We start from the raw sequence: 19,583 nt of genomic DNA on the forward strand, positions 1-19,583 counted from the left end.
ACATCATGCAAGCCACCTGGAACGGTGTCGTCATCGCAGACAGCGACGACACGGTGCTCGTCGAGGGCAACCACTACTTCCCAGAAAGCGCGCTCAATCGCAGCTACGTCACCTTCAGCAACCACCGCAGCACCTGCGCCTGGAAAGGCCAGGCGCATTACTACTCGCTGCTGGTGAATGGTGAACTCAACGCCAACGCCATCTGGTACTACCCGGATCCCAAGCCCGAAGCTGAAGCGGTCAGGGGCCGGGTCGCCTTCTGGAACGGCGTGCAGGTGCGCTGACAACGGCCACGGCCGCGGGGGCTCAAAGCGGAGCAGGCTGGCTGGTGTGGCTGGATGGCCACGCCTGCCGCAAGGCCATCCAGCCGGGATCCGCGTCCCAGCGCATCTGCCAAGCCTGCAGCTCGGCCGCCGGCATGGGGCGGGCGATGCCAAAGCCCTGGGCCATTCGGCAGCCCAGTTGGCGCAGGGCCTGCCCATGGGCCACCGACTCGACGCCCTCGGCAATCACCTCGCGGCCGAAGGCTTCGGCCAGGCTCACCACGCCTCGCACGATGCTCAGGTCGTCGGGGTCGTCCAGCATGTCGCTGACAAAGCTGCGGTCGATCTTCAGCACCTCCACCGGCAGGTGCTTGAGGTAGGTGAGCGATGAGTAGCCGGTGCCGAAATCATCCAGCGCAAAGCGCACGCCCAGAGCCCGGCAGTCGCGGATGGCCTGCGAGGCCTGTTCGATGTCCTCCAGCGCGCTGGTCTCCAGGATCTCAAGCTCCACATAGGCCGGGTCGACCTTCAGGTGCAATTGCATCAAGCGCGCCAGCCGGTGCTTGAAATTGGCCTGCTGCAGCTGGCGTGCCCCGATGTTCACGCTCACGCTGATCAGCAGGCCGCTGGCATGCCACTCGCTCAGCTGGTGCAGGGCCTGGGCAATCACCCACTCGCCCAGGTCGATGGCGGTGACGTCGTTCTCGATCACGGGCAGAAAGCTGCCGGGCAATTGCAGCCCGGCCAGCGGGGATTGCCAGCGGATCAGGGCCTCCACCCCCACCAGCCGACCCAGCTGCAAATCCACCTTGGGTTGGTAATGCAGCACAAACTCGCCCTTGTGCAAGGCCGCACGGATCTGCGCCAGTTGCTCGCGGTGCGTCTTGACGGCCGAATCCTGGATCACATCGAACAGGTGGTAGCGGTTCTTGCCGCCTTGCTTGGCGATGTACATGGCCTGGTCGGCATGGCGCATCAACTGGTCAGCGCTCACGTTGTCTTGCGGGTACAGCGTGAGGCCGATGCTGACCGACACCTGCAGGCTCAGGCCCTTGATCTTCACGGGGGTGGAGGCGGCCTCCAGCAGGCGTACCAGCACCGTCTCATGGGCCGACACCGATTCCAGATCCACCAGGATCGCCACGAACTCATCACCCCCGATGCGCGACAGGGTATCGCCCTCGCGCAAGGTGGCCAGCAGGCGTGCCGCCAGCGCCACCAGCAGCTCGTCGCCCACGGCGTGGCCATGGGTGTCGTTCACGGTCTTGAAGCCGTCCAGATCCAGATAGGCCACCGCCAGCGACTGGCTGCGGCGCTGGGTCTGGGCCATGGCCTGCTGCAGCCGGTCGGCCAGCAGCGTGCGGTTGGGCAAATCGGTGAGGGCGTCGTAGTGGGCGATGTGTTCAAGCTGCTTTTGCTGCTCCTTCATCGGCGTGATGTCGGTGAACAGGGCCACATAGTTCTGGGTCACCCCCTCGGCGTTCTTGACGGCGCTGATGGTCAGCAGTTCGGCAAACACCTCGCCGTTCTTGCGCCGGTTCCAGATCTCGCCCGACCAGTAGCCGCTGGCCGTCAGGCTTTGCCACATGGCCGCATAGTAGGCCGGGCCCTGGCGCCCCGACTGCAGGATGCGGGGGTTCTGGCCCAGCACCTCGGCACGCTCGTAGCCCGTGATGCGCGAGAAGGCCGCGTTGACGTCAATGATGGTGCCCCGGGCATCGGTGATCGAGATCGCCTCACGCGCAAAGGTGAACACATTGGCAGCCAGGCGCAGGTGCTCTTCGGCCTTTCGCCGCTCTTCGATCTCGCCAGCCAGTTGCCCATTGGCCTGCTCCAGTTCCTGCGTGCGCAGAGCCACCTCGCGGCGCAGGCGCACGGGCTGCATCAGCAGGGTATGGGTGAGAAACGCCAGCAAACCAGCCATGAAAACACAGGCCAGCAGACCCCATGCGCTGTCCGCCGGGTTGATCCAGCCCTGAATCGGTTCCACCGACAGCGTCCAGTGGCCATTGGGGACTTCGAGGGGGGTATCGACCGGCGCCTCCAGCACGTGCCCCGGCAAGCCGGCAATGACCTGACGCTGAAGGGTGTCGGGGTGCGTGCGCCACAGCTGGTATCGGTACCCCTGCTCACCCAGCCGGTTCAGTTGGCTGCTCTGCAACAGGTCCGGAATCAGAAGCAACGCCGTGGTGAAACCCCAGAAGCTGGCCTCCCCACCCTTGCCCGGCAGGTACACCGGCAGACGCCCCACCACGGCCATGCCCCCCTGCACCAGGTCGAACGGGCCGGCCAAGGTCAGGCTGCGCGTGGCCAGGGCCATGCGGGCCTCCTTGTTGCGGGCACTGTCTGCCAGCAAATTGTGACCCAGTGCTTTTTCATTGCCCGCCAAGGGCGAAATGGCGGCCACCACGCCGTCCGGGGCCAGCTGCAGATTGCTGATGCCGCCAAGGTTGAGCATCAGTTGCCGGCTCAGGGCATCAAAATCATTGACCCGCCCATTGCCCTGGGCCACCACCGCCGCCAGGGCATAGGTGGCCGAAAGCGAGCGACCCAGGCGCTCTTCGATGGCATGGGCCGAGGCGTGGGCCAGGCTTCGGGCCACCGATCGGGCCTCCAGCAGCTGGTTCTTCTCGACCTGCGCTCGCAGCAAGCCCCCCACCACCAGCGTGGCGCAGAACACCAGGGCCGTGAGCAGCCAGACATGCATGTTCCCGTTGCGTTTCACCTTGGGGTTCGCCTTGCACTTGTTCCGTTGCGGGTGTCGATCACCGGGAGTGGGTGGCCGGTTTGGAGTGTTCTCAGACCGGGCGGTGATGTCGCGGCCTCCAGCCGGGGCCACCCGGGCCACAAGCCGTGCGCCGCAGATTGTAGAAGGCCGAACCTCGCCCCAGGGCCCCCATGACGCTTTCCTTGACGCCCCTCAAAGTCGCGCCAGAGGGCCAGGGTCCAGCAGCGGCAGGATCATCCAGGCTTCATCGTCAAGGCTTCATGGCCGCGCGCGGATCACGCAGCCCGCTGGCGACGGCCGCCAGCAGGCTCAGCAAGGCGGCGCCGGCACAAATCAGGGGGGTCGGGTGCTGCTGCGACAGCAGGCCGAAGGCCAGCGCCACCCCCACGGCGCCGGCCGACTGGCCCAGCAGGCGCCCCATCGATTGCAGGCCGGCGGCCCCGCCGCTGCGCTCACGCGGGGCACTGCTCACGATCACCCGGTTGTTGGGCGACTGGAACAGCCCAAAGCCCAGCCCGCACAAGCCCATGCGCCAGGCGATGTCCCAGGCCGAGGCCGTGTCGCTCAACAGCGACAGCGAACCCAGGCCCGCCGCAAACAGCACCAGCCCCACACTGCTGATCTTCTCGGGGCGCAAACGGTCCGATAACCTGCCGGCCACCGGCGCCACCAGGGCCGTCATCAAGGGCCAGGGGGTCATCAAAAGCCCGGTCTGCACTGGGGAACGGCCCAAGGTCTGCTCAAAGTAGAAGGGCAGGGCCACCATCGCCATGGACTGGGCCGAGAAAGAGCAGATCGAGGTCACCAGCGACCAGGCAAACACCGGCATGCGCAGCAGATCCACCGGCAGCATGGGCACGGCCAGGCGGCGTTCGCGCGCCACAAACACCACGCCCACGCTCAGCCCGGCCACCAGCAGGGCCACGCCATGGGCCGCGCCGCCAGGCCGGCTGAACGCGTCCAGCCCCGAGATCACCAGCCCGAACGTCAGGGCATTCAGCACCGCGCTCAACACATCGAAGCGATGCCCCGATGCCGGCGTGAGCGGCAGGGTGCGCGCGGCCACCACCAAGGCCAGCAGCCCGAGCGGCAGGTTCACCAGAAACAGCCACTGCCAATGGGCCAGCGCCAGGATCGCTGACGCAATACCCGGCCCCGCCACCGACGAGGCCGCCACCACCAGCGAGGTGTAGCCCACCCCCACGCCCAGTTGGTCGCGTGGAAAGATGAAGCGCACCAGCGCGATGTTCACACTCATGATGCCTGCCGCCCCCAGGCCCTGCAGCACGCGGGCCGCGGTCAGCACCTCCAGGCTCTGTGCCTGAGCACAGGCCAGCGAGGCCAGGGTGAACACCGCCAGCCCGGCCATGTAAACCCGCTTGTAGCCCAGGATGTCGCCCAGCGTGGCCAGGGGCAACAGCGATACCGTGATGGCCAGCTGGTAAGCGTTCACCACCCAGATCGACTGCGCCGCCGACACCTTCAGGTCGGCGCCGATGGCGGGCAACGCCACATTGACGATGGCCCCGTCCAGCACCGAGATGCACATGGCCAGCGCAATGGCCGCAAAGGCCAGCATTCTTTGGGGGTGAGGTAAACCGTCGGTCATGGTGTGGGGGCGCAAAAAGGGCTTCATCCAGGCAGCCGCTGCTGGGGCACCGAATGCAAATCTTGGAGGTGGACTGCGGGCCGTCAAAGCCGCGTCCCCAAGCTTACGCCCGCACCGCAAGGCTCACCCGTCTTGAATTGGCAACGCTGCGTTACCTCGCTGGCAGGCCAGCGACGCACCGATGAGGGCGCCAACCTCACCGGCTGCAGGGTGGCTCTGTAACAGCCAGTCACAGCCTGGTCACCGAGCCCCACCACACTGCCGAATTATTTGACGGAGTCGTCACCCATGAACACAGCCACCGCCACGGCCCATCCCGCCGAGCCGGCCCACACGGGCCCGACCAAGCCCCACCTGCATGCCAAGCCCGGGCCCGTCACCCTGATCGTGTTTGTCGGCCTGCTGGCTGCGGGCCTGTTCTTCACCGCCTACAGCCTGTTTGCCGACGTGAGCGAAGCCGGCGCCATGGCGCCCACCGTGCTGCCTTACCTGCTGCTGGGCGTGGCCTTGCTGATCGCGCTGGGCTTCGAGTTTGTGAACGGCTTTCATGACACGGCCAATGCCGTGGCCACGGTCATCTACACCCATTCGCTGCCACCCAATTTTGCGGTGGTCTGGTCGGGCCTGTTCAACTTCCTGGGCGTGCTGACCTCCAGCGGCGCGGTGGCCTTCGGCATCATCTCGCTGCTGCCGGTCGAGCTGATCCTGCAAGTCGGCTCCAGCGCCGGCTTTGCCATGGTCTTCGCCCTGCTGATCGCGGCCATCCTCTGGAACCTGGGCACCTGGTGGCTGGGCCTGCCGGCCTCGTCCTCGCACACCCTGATCGGCTCGATCATCGGCGTGGGCGTGGCCAATGCCCTGATGCATGGCCGCGACGGCACCAGCGGTGTGGACTGGGCCCAGGCCACCAAGGTGGGCTACTCGCTGCTGCTGTCACCCCTGGTGGGCTTTGGCTGCGCCGCCCTGCTGCTGCTGGCCCTGCGCGCCTTCGTCAAGAACCGCGCCCTGTACGACGAACCCAAGGGCCACAAGCCGCCCCCGTTCTGGATCCGCGCCCTGCTGGTGCTGACCTGCACCGGCGTGTCGTTTGCCCACGGCTCCAACGACGGCCAAAAAGGCATGGGCCTGATCATGCTGATCCTGGTGGGCACCGTGCCCATGGCCTACGCCCTGAACCGCGCCATGCCCATCGACAACGTGACCCAGTTCGTGGCCGTGTCCCACGTCACGCAAGAGTCGCTGCTCAAGGGCCGGCCGGCGATGCCTGTCGCCCAGGCCCGCGAAGCCCTGTCCACCTACGTGCGCACCAAGGCCCTCGGCACCGACACCCTGCCCGCCATCGGCGCGCTGACGGCCTCGGTGGGTGAGCAGGTCAAGTCGCACGGCTCGCTGGCCAAGGTGCCGATGGAGCAGGTCTCCAACGTGCGCAACGACATGTACCTGCTGTCCGAGGCGCTGCGCTTTGTCGAGAAAGACCCCGGCGCCCGCCTGGACGACGACACCCGCGCCAGCGTGGGCGTGTTCAAGAAGGAAATCGACCAGGCCACCAAGTTCATCCCGCTGTGGGTGAAGGTGGCCGTGGCCATCGCGCTGGGCCTGGGCACCATGGTGGGCTGGAAGCGCATCGTGGTCACCGTGGGCGAGAAGATCGGCAAAACCCACCTCACCTACGCCCAGGGCGCCTCGGCCGAAGTGGTGGCCATGCTCACCATCGGCGCGGCCGACCTGTACGGCCTGCCCGTCTCCACCACCCATGTGCTCTCCTCCGGCGTGGCCGGCACCATGGCCGCCAGCCGCTCGGGCCTGCAGATGGCCACCCTGCGCAACCTGGCCATGGCCTGGGTCCTCACCCTGCCTGCGGCCATGCTGCTGTCGGGTTCGCTGTACTGGGTGTTCACGCACGTGTTCTGAGCGGGGCGGCGGTACAGGACAGGGCCTGATCCCTAGGCAAGGATTCACGCCTTCGCTGATCCCACCAGGGCCAGCCTTGCCGCGGCTGTGCCCCTGGTCAGCCCGGCGGCACAATCAAGCCCTCACTCCTTCAGCTTCACCCCGCCATGCACGCAACGTTCTGGCACCAGAAATGGGCCCAAAAAGAGATCGGCTTCCACCAAAGTGCGGTGCACCCGCTGCTGGCCACGCACTGGCCCTGGCTGCAACGCGAGTTGAAGCTCGCAGCAGACAGCCGGGTGCTGGTGCCCTTGTGCGGCAAGACGCTGGACATCCACTGGCTGCTGGCCCGGGGCCACCGGGTGGTGGGGGTGGAGCTGAGCGAACAGGCGGTGGTCGAGCTGTTCGAGGAACTCGGACAGCGCCCCACCATCAGCCCTGAAGGGGCGCTGCAGCGCTACAGCGCGCCGGGGCTGGACGTTTTTGTGGGCGACTTCTTTGCGCTCACGCGCGAGCAACTCGGCCCGGTGGACGCGGTGTACGACCGCGCCGCCCTGGTGGCCCTGCCCGAGGCCATGCGGCGCGACTACGCGGCGCAGCTGCTGGCCTTGTCTGCGGCGGCACCGCAGTTGCTGATCTGTTTCGAGTATGAGCAAAGTCTGCTGCCCGGACCGCCTTTCGCCGTCAACGAGACCGAGCTGCACCAGCATTACGGCGCCGCCCTGAACCTGGCCTTGCTGCAGCGGGCCGAGGTGCCCGGCGGCCTCAAGGGCCGGGTGCCGGCCGCCGATGTGGCCTGGTGGCTGACCCGGCGCTGAACTCACAAACCCATCGAGGCCCGCTGCCCCATGGCCGCACGCCAGCGCAGCACATGCGGGTGCTGCTCGCCGGGCTTTTGCTTGATGACGCGCGCAAAATCGACCGCCACCACGGCAGTGACGTCGGCCAGGCTGAAGCGATCGGTGGCGATGAACTCGCGGCCTTCCAGGCGCTGGTTCAAGTCGGTCAGGAACTGCTGCAGTCGGGCGATGCCGCGCTCGGCCAGGGCCGGTATCTGGGGGTAGTTGACAGGGCCGGGCAGGGCGCGGTTGGCCATGGCCGGTGAGCTGTTGCGCAGCGCCTCGGCAATCGCCAGCAAGCCCTCGAATTCGGCCCGCCAATGCCAGTGCGCCACCTCAGCCTTTTCAAGCGGCGTGATGCCCAGCAACGGGGGCTCGGGGTAGCGCGCCTCCAGGTAGGCGGCAATGGCGGCGTTGTCGGTCAGCACAGGGCCTTCCTCGGTCACCAAGGCGGGCACGGTGCATTGCGGGTTGACGCGCCGGAACGCGTCACTGAAGTGCTCGCCCTGGCGCAGGTCAATCTGCACCGTCTCATGGGGCACCCCTTTCTCGGCCAGCAGGATGCGGGCCCTGCGCGGGCTGGGGGCGGTGGAACAGTCGTACAGGGTGACAGTCATGGAGCGGCCTCAGGCGGGGGGATTGGGCTTGTCTTCGGTGCGGGTGTCGAAGTCGCTGGCGTCATGGCGCTCGCGCAGCTGGGCCTCGGGCTGGCCCACCGTGCGGTTGACGATGCGGCCCCGCTTCACGGCCGGGCGCTGGGCGATCAGATCGGCCCAGCGGATCACATCGGTGTACTCGTGCACCTGCAAGAACTCGCCAGCGCCATAGGTCTGGCCTTTGACCAGGGCCCCGTACCAGGGCCAGATGGCCATGTCGGCGATGGTGTAGTCGTCGCCGATCAGGTAGGTGTGCGTGGCCAGGTGGCGGTTCAGCACATCGAGCTGCCGCTTCACCTCCATGGCGTAGCGGTCGATCGCGTACTCGATCTTGATCGGCGCATAGGCATAGAAATGGCCAAAACCGCCCCCCAGAAAAGGCGCACTGCCCATCTGCCAGAACAGCCACGACAGGCATTCGGCGCGGCGTGCCGGCTCGCTGACCGGGGGCAGGAAGGCGCCAAATTTCTCGGCCAGGTACATGAGGATGGCGCCCGACTCGAACACCCGGATCGGCTCTGGCCCGCTGCGGTCCATCAGCGCCGGGATCTTGCTGTTGGGGTTCACCTCGACAAAGCCACTGCCGAACTGCGCGCCCTCCTGGATCGGAATCAGCCAGGCGTCGTACTCGGCCCCGGCATGCCCCAGGGCCAGCAACTCCTCCAGCAGCACCGTCACCTTCTGGCCATTGGGCGTGCCCTGCGAGTAAAGCTGCAGCGGGTGGCGCCCCACCGGCAGGGCTTTTTCATGGGTGGGCCCGGCAATGGGGCGGTTGATGTTGGCAAAACGCCCGCCATTGGCGGTGTTCCAGGTCCAGATGGCCGGGGGGGTGTAAGCGGAAGAATCCGTCATGCCTGTCGCTCCATAGAAAGAGACGCGCACCGCCCAAGGGTGCGCCAGAATGGGTTGGCGGCAGTTTACGGCGATGCCGGATTTGTTGCAGATCACGGAATCGCCTGCGCGACCGCACCCACAAGCCAGCTTTGGCATGAAGATTGCCAAGGCCTAAGGAACGCATGGACACCCAACTCACCAATCAGACCTTCAAGTCACCAGCAGGCAACAATTGGCTGTCACAAAATCACCCAGGCATCGAACGCCCCCTGCCGCCGACCCTGGCCTTCACCCTCCACACGCTTTCGCCTCGATGACCCAGCCCACCCCACGCGCCAGCGGCGTCCTGCTGCACCTGAGCTCGCTGCCCGGCCCGCACGGCAGCGGCGACCTGGGCACCGATGCCCGCCATTTCATCGACTGGCTGCAGGCGGCCGGGCAGGGCTGGTGGCAGTTTTTGCCGCTCAATGGCGTAGGCCTGGGGCACTCGCCCTACATGAGCCCCTCGGCCTTTGCGGGCAATGTGCTGCTGATCGACCTGGCCGAGCTGCAGCAGCGCGGCTGGCTGCCACCCGAGGCCTTGGCCCACCCACCGGCAGGCGACGGTCGCTGGGTGGACTACGAGGCGGTGATCCCCTGGCGCTTGGCCGCCCTGGCCCAGGCCCATGCCGGCTTTCAGGCGCAGGCCGATGCGGCCGAGCAGGCCGCACTGGCCGGTTTCTGCGCCCAACACGCCCCCTGGCTGGCCAACTACACCCTGTTCATGGCACTGTCCGAGCGCCAGCCCGGCCGCGACTGGATGGACTGGCCCGCGCCGCTGGCCCGGCGCGAAGGCGCTGCCCTGGCGCAGGCACGGGCTGAGCTGGCGCCGCGCATTGCCTTCTGGGGCTTTTGCCAATGGACCTTCTTTCGCCAGTGGCAGGCCCTGCGCGAGTACGCCCACCAGCGCGGTGTGAAGCTGCTGGGCGATGTGCCCATCTTCATTGCGCAGCACAGCGCCGAGGTGTGGGCCCGGCCCGATCTGTTCGAGCTGCGCTCCGATGGCCGCCCCGAGGTGGTCGCCGGGGTGCCACCCGATGGCTTCAGTGCCGAAGGTCAGCGCTGGGGCAACCCGCTGTACCGCTGGAGTACCCACGCCGCCGAGGGCTACGCCTGGTGGACGGCACGCATGCGCCTGACCCTGAGCCTGGTCGATCAGGTGCGCATCGACCATTTCCGCGGCTTCGAGAGCTACTGGGAGATCCCCGCGAGCGAACCCACCGCCATTCACGGTCGCTGGGTGCCAGGCCCCGGTGCCGGCCTGTTCGAGGCCATGAGCGCGACGCTGGGCCCACTGCCGGTGATCGCCGAAGACCTGGGGGTGATCACCCCCGAAGTGACGGCCCTGCGTCGCCAACTGGGCCTTCCCGGCATGCGCGTGCTGCAGTTTGCCTGGGGCGAAGACCAGGAAGAGGCGCACCACCAGCCCCACCGCTTCGAGCCCGACACCGTGGCCTACCCCGGCACCCACGACAACGACACCTCGCTGGGCTGGTGGGCCAGCGCACCCGAGCCCATCCGCCGCCACGTGCGCGACTACCTGGCCTGCGACGGCAGCGATGTGGGCTGGAGCTTCATCCGCGCGGCCTGGGCCAGCGTGGCCGGCCTGGCCATCTGCCCGCTGCAGGATGTGCTGCGCCTGGACGGCAGCCACCGCATGAACCAGCCGGGCACCCCCCAGGGCAACTGGGCCTGGCGCTTGCGCTGGAGCGATGTGCAGCCCGAACACGCCACGCTGCTGCGCCGGCTGACGCAGCTCTACGAACGCCTGCCGCCCGCCTGAGCCCAGCCCCTTCCAGCCCTTTTTCTGCCCCCTGACGAGACAAGCCGACATGCTGAACCAAGAAGAACTGGCGCAACTGATGGAGGCCCGCCACCCCGACGCCTTCGGCGCGCTGGGCCTGCGCCAGCGCGGCGCCCACTGGTGGCTGCACACCCTGCAGCCGGGGGCCGAGGCCGTCACCCTGATGAACCACCCCGAAGGGCAGGCCATTCAGGCCCTGCAACGCCTGGGCGACAGCGCGGTCTGGGCCGCCGACCTGGGCCCCGCAGGCCCTGACAACCCGCCGCCCGACTACCGGCTGCAGGTACGCTGGCCCGGGCAGGGGGACGCCGCACCGGTCGAACAGCTGCTGGATGACCCCTACCGCTTTGGCCTGCTGCTGGGCGAACTCGATCTGTGGCTGCTGGCCGAGGGCCGCCACCTGCGCCCCTGGGAATGCCTGGGTGCCCACCCGGTCACGCTGGAGGGCGTGGCCGGCACACGCTTCACCGTGTGGGCGCCGAATGCGCGCTGTGTCTCGGTGGTGGGCGATTTCAACCACTGGGATGGCCGCCGCCACCCCATGCGCCTGCGCCGCGAAGCCGGCATCTGGGAGCTGTTCCTGCCCGCTGTCGGCCCCGGTGCGCTTTACAAGTTCGAGGTGTTGGGGGCCGACGGCAGTCGGCTGCAGAAGGCTGACCCGTTTGCCCTGCGGGCCGAGCTGCGCCCCGCCACCGCCAGCGTGGTGCAGGGCCTGCCCGCCCACCGGCCCATGGCCCCCGAGCGGGCCCGGGCCAACCAGTTCGACCAGCCCATCAGCATCTACGAGGTGCACCTGGGCTCGTGGCGCAAGAAAGACGGCTGGCGCTGGCTCAATTACCGCGAGCTGGCCGACACCCTGGTGCCCTACGCCCGCGACCTGGGCTTCACTCACCTGGAGCTGCTGCCGGTGAGCGAGCACCCTTTTGATGGCTCCTGGGGTTACCAGCCCATCGGGCTGTTCGCGCCCACCTCGCGCTTCGGCAGCCCCGAAGACTTTCAATACTTCGTCGATGCCGCCCACGCCGCCGGCCTGGGCGTGATCCTCGACTGGGTGCCGGCGCACTTCCCGTCGGATGCGCATGGCCTGGCCCGCTTCGACGGCACCCACCTGTACGAGTACGCCGATCCGCGCGAAGGCTTTCACCAGGACTGGAACACCCTGATCTACAACTTTGGTCGCCTGGAAGTGCGCAACTTTCTGGTGGGCAATGCGCTGTACTGGCTGGAGCGCTTCGGCATCGACGGGCTGCGCGTGGACGCGGTGGCCTCGATGCTGTACCGCGACTACAGCCGTCAGCCCGGCCAGTGGCTGCCCAACCGCCATGGCGGGCGGGAGAACCTCGAAGCCATCGAGTTCTTGCGCTGGATGAACCACACCGTGGGCGTGCAGCGCCCCGGCGCCATCACCCTGGCCGAAGAATCGACCGCCTTCCCCGGTGTCAGCCGCCCGCCCAGCGCCGATCTGCAAGGCGGCGGCCTGGGCTTTCACTACAAGTGGAACATGGGCTGGATGCACGACACCCTGCATTACCTGCAACACAACCCGGTACACCGCCGGCACCACCAGGGCCAGATCACCTTCAGCATGGTCTACGCCTTCGACGAAAACTTTGTGCTGCCCCTGTCACACGACGAGGTGGTGCACGGCAAGGGCTCGCTGCTGGCCAAGATGCCGGGCGACCGCTGGCAGCAATTGGCCAATCTGCGAGCCCTCTATGGCTACATGTGGACCCACCCGGGCAAGAAGCTGTTGTTCATGGGCTGCGAAATCGCCCAGGGCCACGAGTGGCAGCACGAGCAAAGCCTGGACTGGAGCCTGCTGGAACAGCCCGGGCACGCCGGCATGCAGCGCCTGGTGCGCGACCTCAACCTGAGCTACCGCGCCCACCCCGAACTGCACGAACTCGACCATGATCCGGCGGGCTTCGAGTGGCTCTCGCACGACGACGCCAGCCAGTCGGTGATCGCCTACATGCGCCGCTCGCGCAGTGGTGCCCCCGTGGTGGTGGTGTGCAACTTCACGCCGGTGCCACGCCCGGCTTACCGCATCGGTCTACCGCAGGCCGGAGCCTGGCGCGCGCTGATCAACACCGATCAAGGGGTGTACGGCGGCAGCGACCATCCGCTGCAGCCCGGCCCGGTCGAGACCGTGCCCATGCACCAACGGGCCCAGTCGATCACCCTGAACCTGCCCCCGCTGGCCTGCATCGTGCTAGCGCCGAGCGCATGAACTTCGCGCCGCTGCCCCCCCACCTTGCCCCGGCAGAACTGGGCGCCAGCCTGGTGCCCGGTGGGGTGCACTTTGCCCTGACGGCCCCCGAGGCCAGCGCCGTCGAGTTGTGCCTGTACGACCCCGAGGGCCGGCACGAAACGGCCCGTCTGGCCCTGAGCCCCGACACCCGCGACGCCACCGGCGGCGTGTGGCACGCCCTGCTGCCCTGCAGCGCGCCAGAAGCCACCGGCCTGATCTATGGCTGGCGCGTGCACGGCCCCTGGGCACCCGAGCAAGGCCTGCGCTTCAACCCGGCCAAACTGCTGCTCGACCCCTGGGCGCGCGAGGTGCTGGGCCGCTACGACGGCAGTGCACTGCACCAGGGCGACGAGCGCGTGGAGGGCATGCCCACCGGCCGCCCTTGCCCGCTGGACAATGGCGCCACCGCGCTCAAGGCCCGCGTGGTGGCCGACCTGCCGCCGCTGCAGCAGCCGCGCCCCCAGATCGACCCGGCCCAACGTGTCATCTACGAGTTGCATGTGAAGGGCTTCAGCGCCCTCAACCCGGCCTTGCCACCCGCCCTGCGTGGCACCTATGCGGGCCTGGCCCACCCGGCCAGCATCGCCCACCTGCAGGCCCTGGGCATCACCACCGTGAGCCTGATGCCGGTGGCCTTCAGGGCCGATGAGGCGCGCCTGCAGGCCCTGGGGCTGAGCAACCACTGGGGCTACAGCACGGTGGGCTGGAGCGCCCCCGAAACCCGCTACTGGAGCGGCCGCCCCGGCAGCAGCCCGCGCACCGAGTTCCGCGCCATGGTCGAAGCCCTGCACGCAGCGGGCCTGGAGGTGGTGCTGGACGTGGTCTACAACCACAGCGCCGAAACCGACGAACTCGGCCCCACGCTCTCGCTGCGCGGCATCGCCAACCGGCATTACTACCAACTCGACCCCGCCAATCCGGCCCGCTACGTCAACTGGACCGGCTGCGGCAACTGCCTGGACCTGAACCAGCCGCTGGCCCTGCGCCTGGTGATGGACAGCCTGCGCCGCTGGGTAGGCGAGTTCGGGGTTGACGGATTCCGATTCGACCTGGCCCCGGTGCTGGCGCGCGAACCCATCGGGCAGCAAGGCCGCTTCAACCCGCAGGCCCCGCTGTTGTCCGCCATCGCCCAAGACCCGCTGTTGCGCCAACGCCTGATGATTGCCGAGCCCTGGGACATCGGCCCCGGCGGGTACCAGTTGGGCGGCTTCCCCAGCGGCTGGCTGGAGTGGAACGACCGCTTCCGCGATGAGATGCGCGCCCAGTGGCTGCTGCACACCGGCACGCGCGGCGCGCTGGCGCACCGGCTGGCCGGCTCCAGCGCCGAGTTCGGCCAGCGGCCGGCGCACAGCAGCGTCCACTTCATCACCGCGCACGACGGCTTCACCCTGCGCGACCTGGTCAGCTACCAGCACAAGCACAACCAGGCCAATGGCGAAGACAACCGCGACGGCCACAGCCACAACCTCAGCACCAACAACGGGGTGGAAGGCGACACCGATCAGCCCGAGGTACTGCAACGGCGCGCCTTGCAGCGTCGCAGCCTGCTGGCCCTGCTGGGCCTGTCGCTGGGCACCCCCATGCTGCTGGCCGGCGACGAACTGGGTCACAGCCAGCAGGGCAACAACAACGCCTACTGCCAAGACAACCCCATGTCGTGGATTGACTGGCAGCAGGCCGACACCAGCCTGTGCCGCTTTGTGCAGCAACTGCTGGCCTTGCGCCGTCAGCTGGGGCCGCTGCAAGCGGTCGGCTGGTGGCGCCACGATGGGCAGGGCCCCGGCCCCCAGGCCCGGTGGTTCAGCCCCGCGGGCCAGCCCCTGGGCGATGCCGACTGGGCCCAGCCCGGCGGCGCGAGCCTGATGCTTCTGCTGCAGCCGCCACGCGACCGTGCACCGCGCGCCACAGCGGTCTTGATGCTGCTCAACCCCGGGCCGCAGGCGCTGGATTTCTGCCTGCCCGGCGCCGCGCCCTGGCGGCTCGCGCTCGATACTGAGACCGACCGCCTCAACGCCGCCGGCACCCCGGTGCCAAGCCCGTACTCGCTGGCCGCAGGCAGCCTCGCGCTGCTGCTGGCCGACCCATCTTGATGCCCACGTTTTCAGGAGACCCCGTCGCCATGCCCCCGTTGACCACCCAGCCCACCCAACCCTACCCAGGCCAGCGCCCCGGCACTTCGGGCCTGCGCAAGAAGGTCAGCGTGTTCCAGCAAGCCCGCTACCTCGACAACTTCGTGCAGGCCCTGTTTGACGTGCTGCCCGATGCCAGCGGCCAGACCCTGGTCGTGGGCGGTGACGGACGCTTCCACAACCGGGTGGCGATCCAGACCATTCTGCGCATGGCGGCAGCCAAGGGCTACGCTCGTGTGCTGGTGGGGCAGGGCGGCATCCTGTCCACCCCGGCGGTCAGCGCCGTGATCCGCCACCACGGGGCCAGCGGCGGCATCGTGCTGTCGGCCAGCCACAACCCGGGCGGGCCCGACGGCGACTTCGGCATCAAGTACAACATCGGCAACGGCGGCCCGGCCCCCGAGAGCGTGACCGAAGCCATCTACCGCCGCAGCCTGGAAGTGAGCACCCTGCACAGCCTGGACAGCCCCGACCTGCCGCTGGACACCTTGGGCAGCCACACCCTGCACCACACCGTGGTCGAGGTGATCGACCCGGTGGCCACCTACGCCGACCTGATGCGAGAGCTGTTCGACTTCGACGCCATCCGGGCCCTGTTCGCCTCGGGCTTCAGGCTGCGCTACGACGCCATGAACGCCGTCGGCGGCCCCTACGCCCGGGCGCTGCTCGAAGGCGAGCTGGGCGCGCCTGCAGGCACGGTGGTCAATGCCGTTCCCCTGGAGGACTTTGGCGGCCTTCATCCCGACCCCAACCCGGTCAACGCCACCGACCTGGTGCAGCACATGGCCCAGCCCGATGCGCCCGACATGGGCGCAGCCTCGGACGGCGACGCTGACCGCAACATGATCCTGGGGCGGGACTTCGCGGTCTCGCCCTCGGACAGCCTGGCCGTGCTGGCCGCCCATGCCACCCGCGTGCCGGGCTATGCCCGCGGGCTGCAGGGCGTGGCACGCTCCATGCCCACCTCGACCGCCGTCGACCGGGTGGCGCGCCGCCTCGGCATCCCGTGCTTCGAGACCCCCACCGGCTGGAAATTTTTCGGCAACCTGCTGGACGCCGGCCGGGCCACCCTGTGTGGCGAAGAAAGCTATGGCACCGGCTCGGACCACGTGCGCGAAAAAGACGGCCTGTGGGCCGTGCTGTTCTGGCTCAACCTGATCGCTGCCACCGGCCAGACCGTGCCCGAGCTGGTTCAGGCCCTGTGGCGCACCGACGGCCGCTGCTTCTACTCGCGCCACGACTACGAGGGCATTGCCAGCGAGCGCGCCGACGCCCTGATGCAGGGCCTGCGCGAGCAGCTGCCCACCCTGCCGGGCCGCAGCGTGGCCGGCTTTGCCACGCCGCTGACCATCGCACTGGCTGACGACTTCGCCTACACCGACCCGGTCGACGGCAGCATCAGCCAGCGCCAGGGCATGCGCATCGTGCTCAGCGATGGCTCGCGCCTGGTGTTCCGACTCTCGGGCACTGGCACCGAAGGGGCCACCCTGCGCCTGTACCTGGAGCGGCACGAGGCCGATCCGGCCCGCCACGGACTGGACGCCCAGCAGGCCCTGGCCCCTCTGATCGCCCTGGCCGAAGAACTGGCCCGGGTGCGCCACTTCACCGGCATGGAGCAGCCCACCGTGACCACCTGAAGGCCCTTGAAGCCGCCTGACCAAGACACACCGACAAAACAGCAAGGAGACCGAGATGAACGACACCCACAGCCAGCAGGCGGCCCTGATTGCCGACCGACTGCAACAACCCCACATGCTGGTGCGCCGCACGATCGCGCTGGTGCTGGCCGGCGGCCGTGGCTCACGCCTGAAGCAGCTGACCGACCGCCGTGCCAAGCCGGCGGTGTATTTCGGCGGCAAGTTCCGCATCATCGATTTCGCGCTGTCCAACTGCGTCAACTCGGGCATCCGCCGCATCGGGGTGATCACGCAGTACAAGTCGCACTCGCTGCTGCGCCACCTGCAGCGAGGCTGGAGCTTTCTGCGCGCCGAGCTCAACGAGATGGTCGATCTGCTGCCCGCCCAGCAGCGGGTGGATGAAGAGCACTGGTACCGCGGCACGGCCGACGCGATCTACCAGAACCTGGACATCATCCAGTCCAGCCGCCCCGAGTACGTGGTGGTGCTGGCTGGCGACCACGTCTACAAGATGGACTACTCGCTGATGCTCAAAGACCACGTGGACAGCGGCGCCGGCTGCACCGTGGGCTGCATCGAGGTGCCCCGCGCCGAGGCCAGTGCCTTTGGCGTGATGGCGGTGGATGCGCAACGGCGCATCACCGACTTCGTCGAGAAACCCGCCGACCCGCCCGCCATGCCCGGCAACGACCAGGTGTCGCTGGCCAGCATGGGCATCTACGTGTTCAACGCCCAATACCTGTACGACCTGCTCGAGGAAGACCTGGCCAACCCTGAGTCCAGCCACGACTTCGGCAAGGACGTGATCCCGCGTGTGGTGCGTGAGGGCCGCGCCCAGGCGCACCCGTTCTCACTGTCGTGCGTGTCGACCTCGCCCGAGGCCCAGCCCTACTGGCGCGACGTGGGCACCATCGATGCGTTCTGGGAGGCCAACCTTGACCTGGCCTCGGTCACCCCCGAGCTCGACATCTACGACACCGACTGGCCCATCTGGACCAGCCAGCGCCAACTGCCACCGGCCAAGTTCGTGCAGGACGCCGAGGGGCGCCATGGCCAGACCATCAACACCATGGTGTCGGGTGGCTGCATCGTGTCGGGCTCGCACGTCAGCAACTCGGTGCTGTTCTCCAGCGTGCGGGTGCATTCGTTCTGCGAGATCGACCAGGCGGTGCTGCTGCCCAACATCACCGTGGGCCGAGGCTGCCGCATCCGCAAGGCCGTGATCGACCGGGGCTGTGTGCTGCCCGAGGGGCTGGTGATCGGCGAAGATCCGGTGCTGGACGCGCAGCGCTTCGAGCGCACGGACAATGGCGTGGTGCTGGTCACCCGCACCATGCTGGCGCGTCTGGCGGCCGAACCGGCGGCTACCGAGCCCAAGCCCTGAAACCCGAGAATGCCCCCGAACGCCCGGAAGGACCCCACCATGCGCATCCTGCAAGTCAGTGCCGAACTGTTCCCCCTGCTCAAGACCGGGGGCCTGGCCGACATTGCCGGGGCCCTGCCCTCGGCCCTGGTGGCGGCCGGCGTCGAACCCCGGGCCTTGCTGCCGGGCTTTCCGGCCATCCGAGCCGGCCTCAGCGATGACACGTTGGTGGGCCACTTCGATGCCCCCTGGGGCGAGCGGCTCCACCTGCGCCGCGGCACCCTGGCCGCCGTGCCCACCCCGGCCGGGCCGCTGCAGGCCTATGTGCTGGACGCCCCCGGCCTGTTCGACCGCCCCGGCAACCCCTACGAAGACGCTGAGCGCCGGCCCTATGCCGACAACGCGCGCCGCTTCGGCGCCCTGGCCTGGGCTGCGGCCCACCTTGCACACGGCCTGGACCCGGCCTGGCGGCCCGAGCTGGTGCATGGCCACGATTGGCATGCCGGGCTCGCCGCCGCCTGCCTGCACACCTGGCCCGGCCGGCCGGTGCCCAGTGTGTACACCGTGCACAACCTGGCCTACCAGGGCGTGTTCGCGGCCCACCACCTGCAAGAGCTGGGCCTGCCGGCTCACTTCTTCAGGGTGGAAGGCCTGGAATTCCACGGCCAGATCTCGTTCATGAAAGCCGGTCTGCACTTTGCCGACCGCATCACCACCGTGAGCCCGAGCTACGCCCACGAGATCCAGCAGCCCGAGCAGGGCTGTGGGCTCGACGGCCTGCTGCGCCACCGGCGTGACGTGCTCAGCGGCATCCTCAATGCGGTCGACACCGCCGTCTGGAACCCTGCCACCGATTCGCTGATCGCCCAGCGATACACAGCCGACCAGGCCGACGGCAAGGCCGCGTGCAAAGCGGCGCTGCAACACGAGATGAAGCTCGACCCCCACCCCGGGGCACCGCTGTTCGGCGTGGTCAGCCGGCTGACCGAGCAAAAAGGCCTGCACCTGGTGCTGGCCGGCGGCGACGACATCGTGGCCGCCGGTGGCCAGTTGCTGGTGCAGGGCACCGGCGACCCCGAGCTGCAACACGCCTTTGCCCTGCTGGCCCAGCGCCACCCCGGGCGCGTGGCGGTGCACCTGGGCTATGACGAGGCCCTGGCCCACCGGGTGTTTGCCGGCGCCGACGTGACCCTGGTGCCTTCGCGCTTCGAACCCTGCGGCCTGACCCAGCTGTACGGCCTGCAGTACGGCAGCCTGCCCCTGGTGCGGGCCGTGGGCGGCCTGGCCGACACGGTGGTGGATGCCGACCTGGCCACCCTGGACGACGGCAGCGCCAACGGCTTTGTGTTCCACGATTTCTCCGAGGCCGCCTACCGCCACGCCCTGCGCCGCGCCTTTGCGCTGTACCGGCAACCCAAGGCCTGGGCCCAGGTGCGCCAGGCAGGCATGCGTCGTGCTTGCGGCTGGGACGAGTCGGCCCGGCACTATGTGGCGCTGTACCAGTCCCTGCTGAAGCCCTGAACCGGGGCGCACCCTCTTGC

The 19,583-nt window shown here is 68.4% G+C and carries 13 protein-coding genes; 9 read left to right on the forward strand and 4 right to left on the reverse strand.

All coding sequences use genetic code 11. From position 1 onward, the window contains the following. Positions 1–5: 5 nt before the first annotated feature. Entirely contained in the window at positions 6–284 is a 279-nt protein-coding gene (locus AC3WUT_RS18745; RefSeq protein WP_492348592.1) for a DUF427 domain-containing protein, read from the forward strand. A gap of 22 nt (positions 285–306) precedes the next feature. Here AC3WUT_RS18745 and AC3WUT_RS18750 read toward each other — a convergent pair whose 3' ends face one another. Both AC3WUT_RS18750 and AC3WUT_RS18755 read right to left on the reverse strand, forming a co-directional pair. Continuing rightward, positions 307–2,988 carry a bifunctional diguanylate cyclase/phosphodiesterase gene (locus tag AC3WUT_RS18750; protein WP_492348593.1) on the reverse strand — a complete coding sequence of 894 codons (2,682 nt, stop codon included), beginning with the start codon at positions 2,986–2,988 and terminating at the stop codon, positions 307–309. Positions 2,989–3,241: 253 nt separating this feature from the next. After that, complete coding sequence (locus AC3WUT_RS18755) at positions 3,242–4,627, reverse strand: MFS transporter (RefSeq protein WP_492348594.1); 1,386 nt, start codon at positions 4,625–4,627, stop codon at positions 3,242–3,244. A 261-nt stretch (positions 4,628–4,888) separates the two neighbouring features. On the opposite strand from AC3WUT_RS18755, the gene AC3WUT_RS18760 reads away from it, so the two are divergent. Both AC3WUT_RS18760 and tmpT read left to right on the forward strand, forming a co-directional pair. Then, the gene (locus tag AC3WUT_RS18760) at positions 4,889–6,511 is read left to right on the forward strand and encodes an inorganic phosphate transporter (RefSeq protein ID WP_492348595.1); all 1,623 of its coding nucleotides are present in this window, start codon (positions 4,889–4,891) and stop codon (positions 6,509–6,511) included. 146 nt (positions 6,512–6,657) lie between these two features. After that, positions 6,658–7,308 carry a thiopurine S-methyltransferase gene (gene tmpT / locus AC3WUT_RS18765; RefSeq protein ID WP_492348596.1) on the forward strand — a complete coding sequence of 217 codons (651 nt, stop codon included), beginning with the start codon at positions 6,658–6,660 and terminating at the stop codon, positions 7,306–7,308. A 2-nt stretch (positions 7,309–7,310) separates the two neighbouring features. Here the strand turns inward: tmpT and AC3WUT_RS18770 are convergent, their stop codons facing one another. Both AC3WUT_RS18770 and yghU read right to left on the reverse strand, forming a co-directional pair. Beyond that, positions 7,311–7,946 (reverse strand): glutathione S-transferase family protein, encoded by a 636-nt coding sequence (locus AC3WUT_RS18770; protein ID WP_492348597.1) that lies wholly within the window; start codon positions 7,944–7,946, stop codon positions 7,311–7,313. 9 nt (positions 7,947–7,955) lie between these two features. Further along, the gene (yghU, locus tag AC3WUT_RS18775; RefSeq protein ID WP_492348598.1) at positions 7,956–8,837 is read right to left on the reverse strand and encodes a glutathione-dependent disulfide-bond oxidoreductase; all 882 of its coding nucleotides are present in this window, start codon (positions 8,835–8,837) and stop codon (positions 7,956–7,958) included. 295 nt (positions 8,838–9,132) lie between these two features. Here yghU and malQ point away from each other — a divergent pair, with 295 nt between their 5' ends. From malQ to glgA, 6 genes are read left to right on the forward strand one after another with little or no spacing between them, the layout of a single operon-like run. Beyond that, positions 9,133–10,641: a 4-alpha-glucanotransferase gene (gene malQ / locus AC3WUT_RS18780; RefSeq protein WP_492348599.1), complete on the forward strand. Its 1,509-nt coding sequence runs from the start codon at positions 9,133–9,135 to the stop codon at positions 10,639–10,641. A gap of 49 nt (positions 10,642–10,690) precedes the next feature. Next, on the forward strand, positions 10,691–12,892 hold the full coding sequence (gene glgB / locus AC3WUT_RS18785; RefSeq protein WP_492348600.1) for a 1,4-alpha-glucan branching protein GlgB: 2,202 nt from the start codon (positions 10,691–10,693) through the stop codon (positions 12,890–12,892). Beyond that, positions 12,889–15,003 carry a glycogen debranching protein GlgX gene (gene glgX / locus AC3WUT_RS18790; protein WP_492348601.1) on the forward strand — a complete coding sequence of 705 codons (2,115 nt, stop codon included), beginning with the start codon at positions 12,889–12,891 and terminating at the stop codon, positions 15,001–15,003. Before glgB ends, glgX begins: the two co-directional genes overlap by 4 nt. A 29-nt stretch (positions 15,004–15,032) precedes the next feature. Then, the gene (locus AC3WUT_RS18795) at positions 15,033–16,679 is read left to right on the forward strand and encodes an alpha-D-glucose phosphate-specific phosphoglucomutase (protein WP_492348602.1); all 1,647 of its coding nucleotides are present in this window, start codon (positions 15,033–15,035) and stop codon (positions 16,677–16,679) included. A 55-nt stretch (positions 16,680–16,734) separates the two neighbouring features. Further along, positions 16,735–18,063: a glucose-1-phosphate adenylyltransferase gene (gene glgC, locus AC3WUT_RS18800; protein WP_492348603.1), complete on the forward strand. Its 1,329-nt coding sequence runs from the start codon at positions 16,735–16,737 to the stop codon at positions 18,061–18,063. 39 nt (positions 18,064–18,102) lie between these two features. Continuing rightward, entirely contained in the window at positions 18,103–19,563 is a 1,461-nt protein-coding gene (glgA, locus tag AC3WUT_RS18805) for a glycogen synthase GlgA (protein WP_492348604.1), read from the forward strand. The last annotated feature ends 20 nt before the right edge of the window (positions 19,564–19,583 follow it).

The organism is Curvibacter sp. EU05-FHT14A10 (genome assembly GCF_058791075.1).

Bases quoted from the DNA above. Each gene is read 5' to 3' on its own strand.
- AC3WUT_RS18745 (WP_492348592.1), top strand. From the start codon at position 6: ATGCAAGCCACCTGGAACGGTGTCGTCATCGCAGACAGCGACGACACG.
- AC3WUT_RS18755 (WP_492348594.1), bottom strand. From the start codon at position 4,627: ATGAAGCCCTTTTTGCGCCCCCACACCATGACCGACGGTTTACCTCAC.
- AC3WUT_RS18760 (WP_492348595.1), top strand. From the start codon at position 4,889: ATGAACACAGCCACCGCCACGGCCCATCCCGCCGAGCCGGCCCACACG.
- tmpT (WP_492348596.1), top strand. From the start codon at position 6,658: ATGCACGCAACGTTCTGGCACCAGAAATGGGCCCAAAAAGAGATCGGC.
- AC3WUT_RS18770 (WP_492348597.1), bottom strand. From the start codon at position 7,946: ATGACTGTCACCCTGTACGACTGTTCCACCGCCCCCAGCCCGCGCAGG.
- yghU (WP_492348598.1), bottom strand. From the start codon at position 8,837: ATGACGGATTCTTCCGCTTACACCCCCCCGGCCATCTGGACCTGGAAC.
- malQ (WP_492348599.1), top strand. From the start codon at position 9,133: ATGACCCAGCCCACCCCACGCGCCAGCGGCGTCCTGCTGCACCTGAGC.
- glgB (WP_492348600.1), top strand. From the start codon at position 10,691: ATGCTGAACCAAGAAGAACTGGCGCAACTGATGGAGGCCCGCCACCCC.
- glgX (WP_492348601.1), top strand. From the start codon at position 12,889: ATGAACTTCGCGCCGCTGCCCCCCCACCTTGCCCCGGCAGAACTGGGC.
- AC3WUT_RS18795 (WP_492348602.1), top strand. From the start codon at position 15,033: ATGCCCCCGTTGACCACCCAGCCCACCCAACCCTACCCAGGCCAGCGC.
- glgC (WP_492348603.1), top strand. From the start codon at position 16,735: ATGAACGACACCCACAGCCAGCAGGCGGCCCTGATTGCCGACCGACTG.
- glgA (WP_492348604.1), top strand. From the start codon at position 18,103: ATGCGCATCCTGCAAGTCAGTGCCGAACTGTTCCCCCTGCTCAAGACC.